13 protein-coding genes are annotated in these 17,788 nt (G+C 68.6%); 6 read left to right on the top strand and 7 right to left on the bottom strand.

Annotation, left to right across the window (positions count from 1 at the left end):
* Positions 1-273 precede the first annotated feature (273 nt).
* Entirely contained in the window at positions 274-2,109 is a 1,836-nt protein-coding gene (locus IHV25_RS06000; RefSeq protein ID WP_192534196.1) for an ABC transporter ATP-binding protein, read from the bottom strand.
* 786 nt (positions 2,110-2,895) lie between these two features.
* Between IHV25_RS06000 and IHV25_RS05995 the strand changes: the two genes are divergently transcribed.
* Together IHV25_RS05995 and sugE are read left to right on the top strand one after the other, a co-directional pair.
* Entirely contained in the window at positions 2,896-3,636 is a 741-nt protein-coding gene (locus IHV25_RS05995; RefSeq protein WP_192534195.1) for a VPLPA-CTERM sorting domain-containing protein, read from the top strand.
* A gap of 444 nt (positions 3,637-4,080) precedes the next feature.
* Entirely contained in the window at positions 4,081-4,398 is a 318-nt protein-coding gene (gene sugE / locus IHV25_RS05990; protein ID WP_192534194.1) for a quaternary ammonium compound efflux SMR transporter SugE, read from the top strand.
* 302 nt (positions 4,399-4,700) lie between these two features.
* On the opposite strand, the gene IHV25_RS05985 is transcribed toward sugE, so the two are convergent.
* The 6 genes from IHV25_RS05985 to IHV25_RS05960 form a co-directional block, all read right to left on the bottom strand.
* The gene (locus IHV25_RS05985; RefSeq protein WP_192534193.1) at positions 4,701-5,162 is read right to left on the bottom strand and encodes a 23S rRNA (pseudouridine(1915)-N(3))-methyltransferase RlmH; all 462 of its coding nucleotides are present in this window, start codon (positions 5,160-5,162) and stop codon (positions 4,701-4,703) included.
* The gene (rsfS, locus tag IHV25_RS05980) at positions 5,159-5,620 is read right to left on the bottom strand and encodes a ribosome silencing factor (RefSeq protein WP_338048593.1); all 462 of its coding nucleotides are present in this window, start codon (positions 5,618-5,620) and stop codon (positions 5,159-5,161) included. Before rsfS ends, IHV25_RS05985 begins: the two co-directional genes overlap by 4 nt.
* A 44-nt stretch (positions 5,621-5,664) precedes the next feature.
* Entirely contained in the window at positions 5,665-6,372 is a 708-nt protein-coding gene (locus IHV25_RS05975) for a nicotinate-nucleotide adenylyltransferase (RefSeq protein WP_338048592.1), read from the bottom strand.
* Positions 6,369-7,658, bottom strand: a complete 1,290-nt coding sequence (locus tag IHV25_RS05970) for a glutamate-5-semialdehyde dehydrogenase (protein ID WP_420825416.1) — start codon at positions 7,656-7,658, stop codon at positions 6,369-6,371. Before IHV25_RS05970 ends, IHV25_RS05975 begins: the two co-directional genes overlap by 4 nt.
* A 127-nt stretch (positions 7,659-7,785) precedes the next feature.
* On the bottom strand, positions 7,786-8,319 hold the full coding sequence (locus IHV25_RS05965; protein WP_192534192.1) for a hypothetical protein: 534 nt from the start codon (positions 8,317-8,319) through the stop codon (positions 7,786-7,788).
* 409 nt (positions 8,320-8,728) lie between these two features.
* Positions 8,729-12,430 carry an AsmA family protein gene (locus IHV25_RS05960; RefSeq protein ID WP_192534191.1) on the bottom strand — a complete coding sequence of 1,234 codons (3,702 nt, stop codon included), beginning with the start codon at positions 12,428-12,430 and terminating at the stop codon, positions 8,729-8,731.
* Positions 12,431-12,850: 420 nt separating this feature from the next.
* Between IHV25_RS05960 and IHV25_RS05955 the strand changes: the two genes are divergently transcribed.
* The 4 genes from IHV25_RS05955 (at position 12,851) to sfsA (ending at position 17,381) form a co-directional block, all read left to right on the top strand.
* Positions 12,851-14,278 carry an MATE family efflux transporter gene (locus IHV25_RS05955; protein WP_192534190.1) on the top strand — a complete coding sequence of 476 codons (1,428 nt, stop codon included), beginning with the start codon at positions 12,851-12,853 and terminating at the stop codon, positions 14,276-14,278.
* Positions 14,279-14,310: 32 nt separating this feature from the next.
* Positions 14,311-14,748: a hypothetical protein gene (locus tag IHV25_RS05950; protein ID WP_192534189.1), complete on the top strand. Its 438-nt coding sequence runs from the start codon at positions 14,311-14,313 to the stop codon at positions 14,746-14,748.
* Positions 14,749-14,891: 143 nt separating this feature from the next.
* Entirely contained in the window at positions 14,892-16,538 is a 1,647-nt protein-coding gene (locus tag IHV25_RS05945; RefSeq protein ID WP_192534188.1) for a carbon starvation CstA family protein, read from the top strand.
* A 123-nt stretch (positions 16,539-16,661) separates the two neighbouring features.
* Positions 16,662-17,381: a DNA/RNA nuclease SfsA gene (gene sfsA, locus IHV25_RS05940; RefSeq protein ID WP_192534187.1), complete on the top strand. Its 720-nt coding sequence runs from the start codon at positions 16,662-16,664 to the stop codon at positions 17,379-17,381.
* The last annotated feature ends 407 nt before the right edge of the window (positions 17,382-17,788 follow it).

The following is a 17,788-nucleotide window of genomic DNA, read 5'->3' as shown; positions in this document are numbered from 1 at the left end:
AGGGTGGCGGTTGGACGGGGCCTCTCTTTATGACCGCCGGATACTGGCGTGACGGGAGTGGCCCGGGGACCACCAGGCCGGGCCGGGGTGGGAGGCGGAAGGGCGGCGTGCGGCCCGGGGTTGGCGGGCCCGGGGCGGGGCGGTTCCCCTGTCCCCCGTCATCCGGTCCCTCCGGCGTCTTGCTCCCCGCCCTCCCGATCCCCCCGGGCCTTACCCGGGCGGTTCCTCGGATCTGGCCGCTCGCCCGTCGCCCCGATGGCCCGGGCGCCCGTGTCAGGCGCTCTCGCCCAGGAAGCCTCCGCTCTGGTGCGCCCACAGCCGGGCATAGACGCCGCCTTTGGCGAGCAGGCTTGCGTGGGTTCCCTCCTCCACAATCCGCCCCTCATCCAGCACCACCAGGCGGTCCATGGCGGCGATGGTGGACAGGCGATGCGCGATGGCCACCACGGTTTTTCCCTCCATCAGGCGGTAGAGGTTTTCCTGGATCGCGGTTTCGACCTCGGAGTCCAGGGCGCTGGTGGCCTCGTCCAGGATCAGGATGGGGGCGTCCTTCAGCATGACCCGGGCGATGGCAATTCTCTGGCGCTGGCCGCCGGAGAGGGTGACACCGCGCTCCCCCACGTGGGCGTCGTAGCCGGTGTGTCCCGACGGATCGGACAGGGCTCCGATGAACTCGTGGGCCCGGGCGCGCTCGGCGGCGGCGACCATCTCGCTTTCGGTGGCGTCGGGGCGGCCGTACAGGATGTTCTCCCGCACCGAGCGGTGCAGCAGCGACGTGTCTTGCATGACCATGCCGATGTGCTGGCGCAGGGAGTCCTGGGTGACCCGGGTGATGTCCTGACCGTCGATCAGGATGCGGCCCTTCTGCATGTCGCGGAAGCGCAGGAGAAGCCCCACCAGTGTGGACTTCCCGGCCCCCGAGCGCCCCACCACACCGATCTTCTCGCCGGGCCGGATGGTCAGGGTGAAGTCGTCGATGGTCGGGGCCTCGCGGGTGGGGTCGTAGCGGAAGGTGACCGCCTCGAAGCGGATCTCGCCCCTCGGCACCGTGAGGACACTGGCGTCGGGGTGGTCGGTGATCTCGGGGGCTTTCGAGAACATGCCCACCCCGTCGTGGACCGTGCCCACGTTTTCAAAAAGCTGCATGCTTTCCCACATGATCCAGTGGGACAGGCCGTTCAGGCGCAGGATCATGGCTCCCACCGCCGCCACGGCGCCGATGCCGATCTCGCCCATGCCCCAGCGCCACAGGGCAATGGCCCCCGCGCCCAGGATCAGCAGCAGGAACAGGAGCTCGTTCAGGATCTCGAACAGGCTCACGTTGCGCAGGAACCGCCGGGCCGCGTCCAGAAAGACGCCCATGGCGGAGCGGGCGCTCTCGGCCTCCCGGCCCGCGTGGGAGAACAGCTTCACGGTGGCAATGTTGGCGTAGGCGTCCGTCACCCGCCCCATCATGACCGAGCGGGCGTCCGCCTGCCTGCGGGCTCCGTCCGACATGCGCGGGATCAGGAACCGCAGGACCAGAAGATAGCTCAGAAGCCAGAGCCCGAACGGAAGAGCAAGCCACGGGTCGAACACCCCGAAGGACAGGGTCATGGTGACAAAGTAGATGCTGGCGAAGACCAGGATATCCACCACGATCATCGTCATGTCCCGCAGGGCTGCGGCGGTCTGCATGACCTTGGTGACGATCCGCCCGGAGAACTCGTTCTGATAGAAGCTCATGGACTGGTCGAGCATCAGCCGGTGAAAGTTCCAGCGCAGGCGCATGGGGAAGTTCGCTGACAGGATCTGATGCTTCACCAGGGTCTGCAGGCACGCCAGCAGCAGGGATCCGCACAGCACGCCCGCCACAATGAGAAGCGTGCCCTTCTCGTCCGCCCAGATCCGGTCGGGCGGGATCTTCGAGAGCCAGTCAACGCCGGTGCCCAGAAGAACAAACATCACGGCCTCGAACCCGCCGATCAGGGCCGCCAGAAGGGCGGTGGCCAGGATGTAGCCCCGGACGCCCTGTGTTGCCTGCCAGAGAAACGGATAGAAGGCCGCTGGCGGCGTTGAGGGACTGCGGTCCGGAAAGGGGGTCAGTTTGCGCTCGAACCAGGAAAACATGGGGGTCTCTGCATCTGGGATGGAAACGGGTGAGGGCGGAGCGTGACCCCGGTCTCCGGCAGGGGGAGCCAGGGGGCAAACGCGCAGGCGAGTGCTCCGGGCGCGCTCGGTGTGCGGGCCCGGACCTCCGGGTGCCGGACGGGTGGGGGCGGCTGTTGATGCCCTCCGGCCTCACAGAACCGGCTGAGGGGGCGCCGTGGGGAACTGACTATAGAAGCCCGCCCCGTGCGTGTCGAGCGGGGAGGGGCCGGGAATGATCCGGCAGTGCTCCGGCAATGCCCCCGCCCGATGTCGAGTCGCTCAAGCAAAACCGCCAGAACGCACTGTGAGGAGCCTTGATGGGACCGTTCGCGCGGGGCGCGCGGCGCCTGTCGGGTGTCCCTTTCCGTGTTCGGAGTGCGATTGCCGCTCAGGGTTTGGAACCGGGGCGCGGCCGGCGCCGCATGCCCCGGGGGCCGGGTTTGCCCGTCTGCGGGCCGACCGGACAGGGCGCTTTTCCGGCCCTGCCTGTGGGGTTTGGGCGCGCCGTATGGGAGGGCGGGCTGCCCCCGCGGGGGCGGGTGATGCCGGCCTCGCGCCGCGGGGCTCCGCCGGGAGGCAAGGCCCTGTGAAAAAAGGGGAAGCTGCGTTCGCGAGTTCACTTTTACGTGCACTGAATGTGTGTTAATTTCTCGTTGTGTAAGTGATGGTTGCAGGGATTTCGTCCCCTGTTTCCGGTGGTCGGGCTTGCCCTGCAGAGCCCTTTGATGCCGGACGTGTCGGGGGTGCGTTTCGAGTGAGGATCTTATGACACATGCTCTGAGAATAAACGCCGTTCGCGCTGCATTTGTCGGCGTTTCGGTGTTTCTTGCGGCGGCGTTCTTGCAGGCGCAGGCCGCGCAGGCTGCGATCTCCAGCCTCAATGTTGATCTGGGAGTGATCAGCAAGACGACCAAAACGTCGGACGGGGTTTATGACCCCAAGACCGGCGGAACCCTTTTCGCCAAGTATGCGAGCACGGCGACCGGAAAGACCGAGGGCACCACGGTGCTTCAGGCCTTTACGGAAGGGCCCAAAGGCCGGGTTAAGGCTCCGAAGGCGGAGCAGGGGCTGTGGGACCAGGACCGCAAGCGTTCGTTTAGAAACGTCTACAAGTTTTCCCTTCACGAGACAGCGTCGCTGAAACTGGACCTGACGCGGCTGTCTCCGGGCGTGAATAGCTGGGACAATTTCATGAACGTTGTCCTGGAGGACAAGAACGGGAACACTATCTTCTCCAAAAACGTTGGGATGGTGGACTGGAGCCACACCTGGTCCAAACTTGCCGCGGGGGAATACAGTCTGGTTCTTCGGGGTAACTACGGCTTCATGAATGCCTCGGGCGACTTTGATCGGGAGATGCTTCACGGTTACAATGCCAAGTTCTCGGTGGACAGCCCCAACCCGGGTGATGTTCCCCTGCCGGGTGCCCTGATCCTGCTGGGGACGGCCCTTGCCGGCGCCGGTGTGTACGGTCGCAGGAAGGTGGCAGGCAAGAGCAAAGCCTGACAGCGGCGTGCGTGTCTGCCGGTTCGCCGGTCTGCCGGTGCCCTCTCCGGACACGGATGAGCGCGCACCGGCCGGAGATCGGCGCTCCTCACAAGAATGATCCCCTCTGCGCGGGAGCCACCGGTTCCGGCCCCCGCGCAGGGGACATCCCCGCGGTAAGACAAGATTTCGTCTGCGTGGGAGCCTCCGGTTCCGGCCCGCGCGCAGGGGCTTCCCTTGCGGGGTAGCGCTTTACAGGACGCTGGGACGGGCGTTCGGATTTTGCCCTTGAAACCGGGGGCCGGCGGTGCTCCAATGGGGCCGTCATACAACTGCATGACAGGGACTGCATCCTAGGGGGATGTGCCTGTCCTCATGCCGGAGCTTTTGCGCTCCGGCTTTTTTTTTGACTCGCGGGAACCGCGGGACTTTTTGGCTCGCGGGCACAGCGCGAAAGGAGCGGCAATGGCGTGGGGACTTCTTCTTGTGGCAGGCATTCTGGAAATCGGCTGGGCGGTGGGGCTTCGCTACACCGAGGGCTTCACCCGGACGGGCCCTTCTGTCGTGACTCTGGTCCTGCTTGTGGGGAGCTTCGTTTTGCTGAGCCTGGCCATGAAGAGCCTGCCCGTGGGCACGGCCTACGCGGTCTGGACGGGGATTGGCGCCGTGGGCACGGTAATCCTGGGGATCATCCTGTTCGGTGAGCCCGCCACCCTGATGCGCCTGGGCTGCATCGGCCTGATCGTCGCCGGGATCCTGGGCCTGAAGTTCTCAACAGCCTGAGGCGGCGGGTCCGCGGTCGGGGAGGGGGCAGGTCTTCGTCTGTCGGGCGGTCGTGTCCCCGGCCTGCCGCGCTTCGGGATGCGCACGTGTCGCGGCCCCAAAGCCGGCCCCGCCCCGGATCCCGACAGGGGCGTTCGCAGCCCCGAAGACCCGAGCCGTCCCGGTTCGGGCAGGGGGTGGGTGTGGACCCGGCCCGCCCCGTTTCCCGGGCTCCCGTTCCTCGCGGCCCCCGGTTCCCGTGCCGCCGGTTTCAGGGCCCTGCACGGAGGCGCACCGCGCGCCCGGTTCGGGTTCGGCCCGGTCTATTCCCGGTGATAGGGGTGGCCCGAGTGGATGCAGGCCACCCGGTAGAGCTGCTCGGCCACCAGGGCGCGGACCAGCATGTGGGGCCAGGTCATGCGCCCCATGGAGATGGTCATGTCGGCGCGCTGGAGGACGGCCTCGCCGTGTCCGTCCGCACCGCCGATGGCGAACGCCACCACCGGAAGGGCTTCCTCGGACCAGCGCTTCAGGCACCGGGCCAGGGACAGGGTGTCGATGTCCTGACCCCGTTCGTCCAGGACCACAAGCCGGGCGTTGCGCGGCAGCCGGTCAAGAAGAAGCTCCGCCTCGCGGAGCTTCCGGGTCTCGACGGGCAGGGGGCGCTTTTCCTCGACCTCAACAAGGTGGAGGCGACCCCTCAGCCGCATCTGGTAGTGATCGAACAGCGCCTGCTCCGGGCCGGGCCGGGCCTTTCCCACAGCAAGGATTGTCCAGGCGGTCATCCGACGTCTGCCGTGTTTCCGGGCTCGCGGACCGGATCGAAGTCCGCCCGGGCGGAGGCCTCGGGGGCGTCCCCGGCGCCGGTTCCGGTCTCACCGTCCCGATGGGCGGCAAGGTGGGCGATGGCCGGTCCCCACATCTTTTCCAGATTGTAGTAGGTCCGCACCTCGGGGCGGAACAGGTGGACAATGATGTCCCCCGTATCCAGAAGCACCCAGTCGCAGGAGGGGAAGCCCTCGATGGTCGGGCGCACGCCCACATCCCGCAGGCGGCTTTCCAGGTGGTCGGCAAGGGCGCCCACATGGCGCGCCGAGCGGCCGCTGGCCACGATCATCTGGCGGGCGATATCCGTTTTTCCCTCGAGGGGCAGGATCACAATCTCTTCAGCCTTGTTGTCGTCCAGGGTCTCGAGGACGAGGGCAGTCAGCTCTTCGGGCGCGGGGACCGCGCGCTTGTGCACGTGGGAAATGGTCTGTTCCTCCGGAAAGGGGGTGATGTCTGGCCCTAGGATGCGTCCATTCGGTCTGCCGCGCAAGCGGGAAGCGACGTCTGGGCATCGTGGCCCAGTTCCTGGACCCAGCCCTGGCCCAGGGTGGCCCTGAGCGCGGTCGCCGACGCCGAGTGGGTCCGGACCGACAGGAACACCCAGGCGGGCGGGGCCATTCCGGCCAGGGTTCCGGCCTTGCGCATGGGCACGCGCTCGGCCCGGTAGCGCACGGCCATGCGCCCCGACAGCGCCCGGTGTGAGTAGGGCGAGCGGTCCACCACCGCGATGGGCATGGTGCCGACGATCTGCTCCCAGCGTTCCCAGCGGGGCAGCTGGACGAGGTTGTCCGCGCCCATGATCCAGACGAACCGGGCATTCGGGAAGCGGGTGCGCAGCACCTTCAGGGTGTCGGCGGTCCGGACGGTTCCCCAGTCGGTTTCCAGGCACAGGGGCACCATCTGGGGACAGCCGCGCACCACCTTGCACGCCGCGCGGTAGCGCACGGCCTGGGGAGCCATCCCGGCGCGTGACTTGAGCGGGTTGCCCGGGCTGACCAGCCACCAGACGAAATCCAGGTTCAGGCGCTCGATGGCGACCTGGCTGATGTGGAGATGCCCTTCGTGGGCGGGATTGAAGGAGCCCCCCAGGATCCCGATGCGGGCCCTGCGGCTGTCCCCCCAGGCGGAGGGGACAGCACGGGCCACAGGGCGCCGGATACGGGTCACGGGCGGACCTGACCGTTGCCCCGGACCTTGTATTTGAAGATGGTCAGCTGCTCGACCCCGACGGGGCCGCGGGCGTGCAGCCGCCCGGTGGAGATGCCGATCTCGGCCCCCATGCCGAACTCGCCGCCGTCCGCGAACTGGGTCGAGGCGTTGTGCATGACGATGGCGCTGTCCACCTCGTTCAGGAAGCGCTCGGCCGCCTCGGCGGACTCGGTGATGATGGCCTCGGTGTGGCTGCTGGAGTGCCGGGCGATGTGCCCGATGGCCTCATCCAGGCCCTCCACCACCCGGACGGCCACGATGGCGTCCAGGTACTCGGTGCTCCAGTCCTCCTCTGTGGCCGGGACCACATCGGGGTCGATCACCTCCACCAGCTCGTCGCCGCGCACCTCGCACCCGGCGGCCCGCAGGTCGTGGATGATGGAGGGCAGAAGGCGCTCGGCAACGCTGCGGTCGATCAGGATGGTCTCGGTCGCCCCGCAGACCCCGGTGCGGCGCATCTTGGCGTTCAGGATGACGGAGCGCGCCTTGTCCGGGTCCGCATCGGCGTGCACATAGGTGTGGCAGACCCCCTCAAGGTGCTTGAAGAGGGGAATGCGGCTGTCTGCGGTGATGCGCTCGATGAGGCTGCGCCCGCCGCGCGGCACGATCACGTCGATGTCCTCGGACATGGACAGCATGATGCCCACCGCCTCCCGGTCCGTTGTGGGGACCATCTGGATGGCGTCCGCGGGCAGTCCGGCGGTCTGGAGGCCCTCCATCAGCCGGGCGCAGATGGCCCGGGAGCTGTAGAAGCTCTCGGAGCCGCCGCGCAGGATCACGGCGTTGCCCGCTTTCAGGCACAGGGCGCCGGCGTCGGCGGTCACGTTGGGGCGGCTCTCGTAGATCACGCCCACCACGCCCAGGGGGGTGCTAACCCGCTCCAGCTTCAGGCCGTTGGGGCGGTCCCATGCGGCCATGACGCGGCCCACGGGATCGGGCAGGGCGGCGATCTCCTCAAGGCCTTTCGCCATGGCCTCGATGCGCGCGGGGGTCAGCTCCAGGCGGTCCAGCATGGCGGCGGACAGGCCCTTCTCCCGCCCGGCCTCCATATCCCGGGCGTTCTCCTGCAACAGAAACGCCATGTCGCGACGAAGGGCGCTGGCGGCCTCCTGCAGGGCCCGGTCCTTTGGGGCCCGTCCCGTGGTGGCCAGCACGCGGGCGGCCTGGCGGGCCCGCTTTCCGATGGATGCCATCAGGCCGGGAAGGTCAGCGAGTGTTTTTTCGCAAAAGAGAGCGTCGCTCACGGGATCATCCTCACGAAGGAACAACAAACCGGAAAGGCCCCATGATACGGCTGGAATGAAGCCGTGACTAGGCCGTCAAGGACCGGCGGGGGAAGTTCCTGTCGTGCGGGGCTTTGGCGGGGGCGTCTCAGGGGGCTTCGTGGTAGTCGGGGTTCCATTCCCAGGGCCAGGGGTGCTCCAGAAGCTCGCGGAGCACCGCGGCCTGGGGCGAATCCGCCGTGACGGTCGTGCCCACCCAGGGCCACTCCATCCACGAGACCGGGCGTTTGCGCGACCAGGGCATGGAGCGCACGTCCAGGGGCACCGTGCGCTCCCCCGACTGGGCATGGTGAACCCGAAGGACCGTGTCCGAGAGCCGGACCAGCTCCAGCGCGGGGAACCGGTCCCAGGAAAGGCGCAGGGTCAGGCTCTGGAAATCCACAACGCCCAGGAACGGCCTCGTGACCGCGTCCGGTCCGCTGGCCCGGGCGGTGAAGGCCCCGAAGCGCCCGTCGGTGCTCTGGAGAAATGACGTGTCCGCCACCGGGCCCAGAAAGACGGCCCGGGAGCCCGGGTGGTTCACAAAGGCGCAGCACAGGGTGCCGGTTGCGGGGTCTTCCAGAAACAGGGGCGCCGGGAACATGTCCGTAGTCTCTGCTGTGGTGGGGTGGTCCGAAGTCATCAGGGAACTCCCGAGATCCTGAGCAGCCCGGACGGTATGGGCCCGGGGCAGGGGGGCAAGAAGGGCGGCGCGGGGCCGGAGGTGGTCCTGCCGCTGTGGTGTCTCGCGCAGGCCGCGCGGGGCGTCGTGTCTGCCCCGCTGCTGCTGGAGCGGGGGCAGGGGCGGTTGTGTGCGGAGCCTCTCCGGCAAGGGAGGGGCCGCGCGGGTCCGGAGGCCGGTCCGCCGATCCGGAATGGCGGGGCCGGTGTGGGGCGGTCATGGCCCCGTGTTGTGGTGTCCGGATCGCCCTCCCGCCGACCGTATCGCGGGAGGGTCTCCGGCAGGCGCCGCAGGTGCCGTCGGCCCGGTCCGGGCACCCGGGCGGATGGGCTCCCGGGCGTCGGGCGAGGTCGGGCGCTCCGGGCCGCGCCTAGCGCCCCAGGCCGCGCAGAAGCCCGCGGGCCGCGTCCTCGAGGGCCGGCCGTCCCGAGGGGCGGTCCTCCGCCCCCTGTCCGTCCCGCGGCGCAGTGGAGGCCCCCGTGTCTCCGGTTCCGTCCCCGGCGTCGCCCGTGTCCCCGTTCCCGGGGGTGGCCGGTGCGTTGTCGGGCTGCCGGCGTTCCTTGCCGCCCAGAAGCTCGTTCACGAGGCCTCCGGCGCCGGGCAGAACCTTGTCCACCTTTCGCTCGAGACGCTCGCCCACCTTGTCGCTGATCCCGGCCTTCAGCCCGTCCTCCAGCGAGCCGCCTCCCAGGCCCAGGGAGCCCAGGGAGATGTTCGGGCTGTCGAGGGAGCCGCTCACCCCCACCGTCACGCTTTCGGGGATCTTGACCGGCAGCTTGCGCGCCAGGGCTCCCAGAAAGGTGGGGCTCAGCGTGAAGTCACCCGAGGTGCTGATGGCCCAGCGGGGCAGGTCGATGGAGCCCCCCATCGCCCCCGAGTACAGGGGCGAGGTCAGGGAGACCGGAGGCTCCAGGGACACCACGCCGTTGGCGATGGAGAACACACTGGACACCGTCACCGGATTGGCCCCGGCGCCCGCGCCGCCACCCAGCCCGTTCAGGGCGCTGATGACCTCCAGCACCGAGCGCAGCACGCCGCCCTTGCCCCCCTTGCGCAGGGTCAGGTCCAGCTTGCCAAGGTCCAGCGTGCCCGCACCGTTCAGGGACTCCACAAGAGCCCGGGTGGACTCGCCGGCGGCCTTCAGGTCCAGGCGGGCGGCCATGATGCCGCCGCCCTCGGCCGTGCTCTCCAGGAACTGGGAGACCACCACGTTGGCCACGGAGGCGTTCAGGGTGGCGCTTGTCCCGGGGCGTGTCAGCACCGACAGGGCGCCGTCGATGGTGCCGCCGTGGAAGCCGCCGCGCAGGGAGGGAATGGAGAGGGCCGCATTCCGAAGGACGACCCGGGTATCAAGGTCGTTCAGGGTCATGTCCGCCACGGTCACGGAGCGGGCTTTCACCCCGATGTCCGCATCCAGTGCGCCCAGGGCCGCCTCCAGCCCCAGGGGGGCGCTGGACCAGTGCTCCGCGCCCTTGCCCCCCTTGGAGCCGGGGCCCGGGTTCGCCCCGTGCTTGCCTCCCGACGACGCGGAGGAGGCGCCGGATTTGCCGCCCGCGGGCAGCAGGGCGTCCAGGTTCAGGGAGTCGATGGCCAGGGATCCGGTGATGTCCGGACGTTCGGCAGCCAGGTTGACCACAAGGGCCGCACCCAGCGCGTTCGGCCCGAGCGTCACGTTCAGGTCCGGCAGCTCGATCCGGGCCGGGGCGCCCTTGGCCGTCATGTGGACCCGGACCTTCGAGGTGGCCTTCAGGGCCCCCGTCGGTCCGGCGGGCGTGTAGGTGCTGCCGGCCAGGCGGGCGAGGCGGGTCAGATCCTGGGCCTCCAGGCGGATGTCGAGATCATGGGTGGCCGTCTGGGACTTGTCCCCCGTGTCGAGGACGCCCGAGGCCCCCAGGCGGACCCCGCCGATGGACACCTGCGCGCCGATTCCCAGGCGGGCCAGGGTGCCTTTCAGGGTGGCTCCCACGGACACGGGGCCCTCGGGCAGGCCCTCCGGGGTCTGGAGGCTGCTGTCAAAGCGCCGGGCGATGGCGAACAGGGCGTCCGCTCCGGGGGCGGTGACCGTCAGGGCGGTGTCCTCGAAGACCGGCTCGCCGCCGAAGCCGCGAAGGCCGCCCGAAAGGCTCAGGGACGTGCCGCCGATGCCCCGGCTGTAGCCCGAGGGCTTGGCCAGGGTCAGGACGCCGTCGGACAGGGTGCCCTTCAGGGCAACGCCGGAGAAGGTGCTCTCGAGGGCCTTCAGGGTGCCCACGGACACGTCCACGTTGGCGTCCAGGCCGTTCAGCATCCCCAGACCGGCCAGAAGCGGTGCGGCCGGTGCGGACCCGGCCGTGCGGGACGCGCTGTCCTTTGGGGTGCCTGTGGCGCTAGTGGTGCTTGTGGCGCCCGTGCCCTTGGCCATCCCGGGGAGCCAGGCATCCATGTTCACCGTGTCGGCGGCGAGGCGCAGCCCCAGGGCCGGACGGGGACCGGGCCGGAAGTCAGCGGCGCCGGTTACCGTGATCTCGTCCAGGGCCAGCCGGGTGTCGCGGATCCGGATGTCGGCGGGTGTGCCGCTGACCACGGTCTGGAGGCTGAGTGTGCGCAGGCGGTCCGCCGGGATCGACGACAGGTCCACCCCCAGCCAGCCCAGAAGCGCGCGCGGGTCGCCCGAGGCGGCCCCGATCCCCAGGGCCAGCGTCGCGCCGTCCTTCGTGTTGGTGACGTTGCCCTTCGCCCGCACGCCGGTGGAGCCCGGCAGGTCCGCAGACAGGGTGCTGATGTCCAGGGTTCCAGCGGATGTGAGCCGGGCATTGATTTGGACGTTCCGGATCGGCTGGGCCCGGTAGAGGGCCTCGGCGGCGGCAAGGCTCACCGTGGCCTCAAACCCGGTGGGCAGGGCAAGGGGGCTGGCCTTCTGGGCCGGTGCCTCCGGTCCCTCCGGTCCCGGGGCGGAGCTGGCCGCGTCCGGGGTGCCGGGCCGCGCGGGAGCGCCCTTCGCGGGCGCCGTGGCCGGGAAGGCAAGAAGGGAGTCCAGGTCCACATGGGCGGCCTCGAGGGACAGGGTCAGGGCCGGGGTCTTGCCGGTGCGCAGGTTGGCCGTGCCGTCGAAACGGGTCTCTCCCAGGGTCAGTTGCAGGTCATTCAGGGCAAGGCTCCCGGGGTCCGCCTGCACGGTGGCCGAGGCCCTGAACGGGCCGTCTGTTGCCTCCGGGAGGGCGGGGGCCGGAACCTTGAGGGCCTGGAACACCTCGCGCAGGGTCTGCCCCGCATGGCGCGCCGAGATGGTCACGGAGCCGGAGACCGGCGTTTTGGGGCGGGTTCCGGTCATGGTGCCGTCCAGGACCACGAGATCCTTTTCGGACCCGAGCCCGAGGCGCGCCTTGAAGGCGCCGTTGTTGTCGCCCAGGAGCCGCTCGACCGAGGCATCCACGCTCAACGGCAGGCCGTTCCAGGTGAACGTGCCCCTCACCGAGCTGGGGGCGGAGACCAGCCAGATCGAGGCCTCCACGTTCACGTCCGAGAGCGTGTGGGATGTACCGTCTGTGCGGTCCACGTAGCGGACGGTGCCGTCTTTCAGGCGCAGGGAGGCAATGCCCAGATCCGGGACGCTGGAGGCGCTTTGCGGTTTTTCCGCTCCGGCGCTGGCCGTGTCCGCGGGCGGTTCTGTCCCCGCCGCGGGGGCGCTCGCGTTTTTCGTGGCTTCCCAGCCCATCCGGCCGTCTGCCCGTTTCTCCACCAGGATCGTGGGCCGGACCAGGTCAATGCGGGAGATGTCGACGGCGCCGCGAAGAAGGGGCAGCCAGGACAGGCGCACGGACAGGGCGTCCGCCGACGCCAGAAGAGGCTCGTCCGATCCGGGCGGGTTGGAAACCGAGATGTCCCGAAGCGTGACCGACAGGCTTGGCACAATGGAGACCGACAGGTCTCCGCCCATGACCAGGTCCAGGCCGCTGCTGTCGTGGAAGGCGTCCGCGATCTGGCTCTTGTAGCGGTTCCAGTCCACAAAGAGGGGGATCACCAGGGCCAGAACCAGGACCAGGGCCAGGAGGGCACCGGTGCCAATTCCCAGCCGAACGAGCCATGTGCGCATGAGCATGCCCTTCCTGAAGAATGCTGTTTGTCCTGGAGTGACTTTAACGTATGCTCCGGGGTCTGCGAAAGGATGTTTGTAAAAAACTCCTGATTGCGGCGGGTTTGCGGCCCCTTGTGCGGGGCCCGGTGTGCGGGATGTGGTCTTTCGGCTGGCTACCCGGGCGGGGCCGCCACTGCGGGACCGGGATGGCCGCCACTGCGGGGCCGGCTTGCGGGGCATGTCGGGCGTTGGATGCCCTGCGTTGGATGCCGGGCGTGGGGGTGGCGGATGCCTGCCCTGCACGCGCTTTGGTGCCTGGCCCTGCATGCAAGACCGGGTCTATGGCCTGCGGTCTGTCTGCCCCGCTCGCCCGTGTCCGCCCCCGTCCGCTCCTGTCGGTGCCGTGGTTTTTTCTGGTCCGTGAGGTGTCCGCTCTCCATGCAAGATCTGACTGTGGGACGCCCGATCCGCCTGATTGTGCGGTTTGCCCTTCCGCTGTTTGCGGGGAACCTCTTCCAGCAGCTGAACCTGATGACGGACACCTTGCTTGTGGGGCGTCTGATCGGGGTGGACGCGCTGGCCGGTGTGGGCGCGACCGGATCGCTGATGTTTCTGATCATCGGTTTTGTCCAGGCCATGACCGTGGGCTTTTCCATCGTGACGGCCCAGCGTTTTGGTGCCCGGGATCCCCAGGGCGTCCGGCGCAGTTTCCTGGTCAGTCTTGTGCTGGCCGCCAGCGTGAGCGTGGTTATCACCGCCGCCATGTACGGCCTTCTGGATCCGATCCTGCACGCCATGAACACCCCGGCCGAGATCCTGGACCACGCCCGGGCCTTTGCGGGGACGCTGTTCCTGGGCGTCGGGGCGGTGGTGTTCTACAACCTTCTGGCCAACACCATTCTGGCCTTTGGCGACGCCCGGCCGCCCCTGATGTTCCAGATCCTGGGCAGTGTCCTGAACATCGGGCTGGTGCTCGTGTTCATTCCCGGGCTGGGCCTGGGGGTGGAGGGCGCGGCCCTGGCCACCATCACCTCCCAGATGTTCGCCGGGTTCCTGTGTGCCCTTTACATCGTTTTCCGGCTGCCTGCGGTCCATCCGGACCGGCCCACCGCCCGGAGCCTCCGGCTCCCGGACTTCTGGCGGTCCTTCCGGCTGGGGCTGCCCATGGGGTTTCAGATGTCCATCATCGCGGTCGGGGCCATTGTTCTCCAGACTGCGCTGAACGCGCTTGGGCCGGTCTCGATTGCGGCCTATACCGCGTCCTTGCGGCTGGACGTCTTCTCCATCATGATTTTCCAGTCCCTGGGGCTCGCGGTCTCCACCTTCACGGCCCAGAACTGGGGCGCGCGCAACATCGCCCGGATCCGCCGGGGCGTGCGGGAGACGGCGCGGCTCTCCGTGTCCATCGGCCTGGTGACGGGCGCCGTGCTGGTGTTTGCCGGCCACTACATGGTCATGCTCTTCGTCGGCCCCGACCAGACAGAGGTTCTGAGGCTTGCCCGGATCTACCTGACCATCAACGGCTCGACCTATGTGTTCGTGGCGCTCCTGTTCGTCTACCGGGGCACGCTCCAGGGGCTCGGGCAGACCGCGGCCCCCACGCTGGCCGGCCTGATGGAACTGGTCATGCGCGCCGTAGCCGGGCCCGCGCTGATCGCCCCCCTGGGGTTTGCGGGGGCCTGCCTGTCCAACCCCCTGTCCTGGGTCGGGGCCCTGCTGCCGGTTCTGGTGGTGTACATGCTGTCCATCCGCCGGCTGGCGCGGGCGTTCCCCCCTCCGGCCGGGGAGGGCCAGTCCGGCCCGCCCGCCGCGGGGCAACCTCAGGATGGGCCGGAAATGTCGGGGCAACCTACACGCAGTGCTTGACATTTATTCGTCGATCCCCTCCTTTTTGGTGCATGAGTGAGGATGAGATCGAGCGCATCGGGGACCGGCTTTCCCGGCACACCGGCTTCTGGGAGCACTGGGGGTTTTCCCCCTGGGCCGAGGGGCCGTTCCGGGGCGTGGCCCGCCACCAGCGGTTTGTGAAGTCGGGAGTCCTTGGACCGGTGGCCGAGTACGGCGCGCGGGACGTGATCGTGTGGTCCTGCGGCACCGGGGCCGAGCGCGAGGCCCTGTGGCGGTCGGTGCGGCCGGTTCCGGACGTGATCACCCAGCGTTTTCTTTTTCTCCTCCCCGAGCCGTGGACCGGGCGGCGGATCCGCTCTTTTCTGCTTGGTTTCCGCGGATATGTGGAGTTTTATGCGGTTTCCCCCGGAGGCGCTCCGGCGCACCGGCGGGTCCGTGACCTGAGCGGACTGGTGGACCTGGCTTTGGGGCTGGACGCTCCCGCGTAGGCGGGCGGCGGCGGGCCTCCGGTCGTTCCACCCCGTGCAGGGCCTTGCGCGCCCCAAAGGCGCGTTCTCGAACAATCGGATAAACGGTCCCGGACCGCTGCCCCGCGGGGCACGCCCAACCGGGCCTGGCAGGAGGGTCTTCCGTGCTGGCTGTTCTGTTCATCGGAGCCGTCGTTTTCTTTCTGGCGAGCTACCGTTATTACGGGCGTTTCCTGGCCCGTACCCTCGGGATTGACGACCGGCGCAAGACGCCGTCCGAGACCCAGTACGACGGCGTCGACTACGTTCCGACGCATCCCGCCATTCTTCTGGGACACCACTTCTCGTCCATTGCCGGAGCGGGCCCCATCATCGGCCCCATCACCGCGGCCGCGTGGTTCGGCTGGGCACCGGCGTACCTGTGGTGTCTCGTGGGCTCGGCCTTCATGGGCGGCCCCCATGACACGGGCTCGCTTGTGGCCTCGATCCGCCACCAGGGGCACTCCATCGGCACCGTGGTGCGCAAGTGGATCGGGGAGCGGGGGCAGATCCTGTTCCAGACCTTCTCGATCCTGACCCTGATCCTGATCGTGGCCGTGTTCCTGCAACTGGCCGCGGACACCATGGCCAAGAGCTCCCTGGTGGCCTTCTCCGCAACCGTGTTCATGGTGGCGGCGCTGGTGTTCGGGCTTGCGGTCTACAGGCTGGGGCTTTCGTTTGTGGTCTCCACGGTGGTTCTGGTGCCGGTGGTGTTTGGCTCCTGCTACCTGGGCTACGCCTACCCCGCCATCACCGAGCCCTTCACCTTCAGCCTGGACACCTGGAAGCTGATCCTGATCGGCTACATCCTGGCGGCGTCCCTTCTGCCGGTGTGGCTGCTTCTGCAGCCGCGGGACTACCTGTCCTCGTTCTTCCTGTACTTTGCGGTCGGTATCGGAACGGTGGGCATGCTGGCGGGGTCGTTCATGGGGGTCGAGACCACGCTGCCGGCGTTCATGGATCCGGTGAGCGAGGCGCCCGACGGCTCCAAACGCTATCTCTGGCCTATGCTGTTCGTGGTGGTGGCCTGCGGGGCGATCTCGGGCTTTCACTCCATGGTGGGCTCGGGCACCAGCTCCAAGCAGTTGCGCCGGGAGTCGGACGCCCTTGTGATCGGCTACGGCTCCATGCTGCTCGAGGGCATGGTGGCGGTCATCGCCATCGGAACCGTGATGATCGCGGGCGATGTCCTGTCCAGGGGGCCCATTGCGACGTTCTCCGAGGGCTTCGGGCGCTTCGCCGGCCTGATGGGCATGAGCCCGGTTCTGGGGGCGGCCATGGGGGCTCTGGCCATCAACGTGTTCATCCTGACCACGCTCGACACGGCCACCCGCCTGACCCGCTACCAGATCCAGGAGTTCTCCGGTCACCGGATCTCGAAGTACTCCGCCACCCTGATCGCCGTGGGCGCGGCCATGCTGCTTCTCATGTCGAAGAGCGGTGACACCCCGGTCTGGGAGATCATCTGGCCCGTGTTCGGTGCGGCCAACCAGCTTGTGGCGGCCCTTGCCCTTCTGGGCGTGGGGGTCTGGGCGAAAAAGGCCCTGAAGGTGGACAACACCTTCCTGATGGTGCCCATGGGCTTCATGCTGGTCACCACCGTGACGGCCCTTGGCTTCCTGATCCGCCAGGAGCTGGTGAGCGACACGCCCAACTGGGCCCTGTTCGGGGTCTCGCTGACCCTGGTCATTCTCGCGGTTCTGATGGTCTACGAATCCCTGCGGGCGCTGGGCACCGGTGCCGCCGCCGCCGGGGAGGCCCCGCCGCGCTGATCCGTGCCGGACCGCTCCCTCGCTCAATGTGTGGGAGCGGGAGCGGTCCGGATCTGTTGCATGTCGCCCTTCCGGGTCCGGGCCGCTGAACGCGCCGGGGCGGAGGGGCAGGAAAGGTGTTTGATGGATTTTCCCGTTCCCCTGACCCGCGGCCGCCTGGTGCGCCGCTACAAGCGTTTCATGGCCGATGTGATCCTTGACGACGGCGAGACCGTCGTGACCGCCCACTGCGCCAACTCCGGCTCCATGAAAACACTTCTTGTGCCGGATGCCCCGGTCTGGCTGTCCGCCGCCGATGACCCGAAACGCAAGCTGAAGTGGACCTGGGAGATCATCCAGATCGGCTCGGCCTTCGTGGGCGTGAACACGGGCACCCCGAACAAGGTGGTCCGCGAGGCCATCCAGGCCGGGGTCATCCCCGAGCTTCGGGGCTATTCCCGGATCCGCTCCGAGGTTCCCTACGCGGGGCGCTCGCGCATCGACATCCTTCTGGAGGATGACGACCGGCCGCCGTGCTACGTGGAGATCAAGAACGTCACCATGAAGGAGGGGGACGCGCCCTCGGGCGCCGTGGCGTTTCCCGATGCGGTGACGGCCCGGGGAGCCAAGCATCTCGAGGATCTGGCGGCTATGGTCGCCCAGGGCTGCCGCTCGGTGATCTTGTATTTCGTCCAGAGAACCGACGGCGACCGGGTTTGCCTGGACGGCCAGATTGACCCGGCCTACGTGACCGCCTTCCGGGAGGCCTCGGCCGCCGGTGTCGAGGTGGTGTGCGTGGGCTGCGACGTGGATCCGGCCCGGGGCGTGAGCGTGAACCGCATGCTGCCCTTCGAGGCGCCCTGAGCGCACGCCGGGCCCGTCGGCCTGGAAAGAGGCCGGGTGTGCGGGTGCCCCCTGGGTGCCCTGCCGGCTGCCACCCGACGGGTGCCACCGGCGACCTGCTGGAAAGCTCCGGAGGCGTCCCGCGTGCGCAGTGGTGCGTGACACCCGCTTCGTGGCCCGTGCCACCCGCTCCCGCCGGATGTGCCGGGAGGAAGGCGCGCGGGGCACCCGGTCCGGGCCGTGCGCGAGGGCCGACTCTGCCTCCCGCTTTGGGGGAGTGCCGGGGGCGCGGCCGGATGCCCGTTCCCCGTTTCCCTCCGGCAGAGCTCCCCTGTCCGCTGCCATGGGTTCCGGGGGGCAGACGCTTCTGTCTTTTTTCCGGGTTTTCTGTCAAAATCCTGACAATCGGCGTTTGATGCCTTGCGTAA

This window comes from Phaeovibrio sulfidiphilus (genome assembly GCF_014861485.1).
GTDB lineage: Bacteria > Pseudomonadota > Alphaproteobacteria > Rhodospirillales > Rhodospirillaceae > Phaeovibrio > Phaeovibrio sulfidiphilus.
This window is presented reverse-complemented; position numbering and strand designations above follow the sequence as displayed.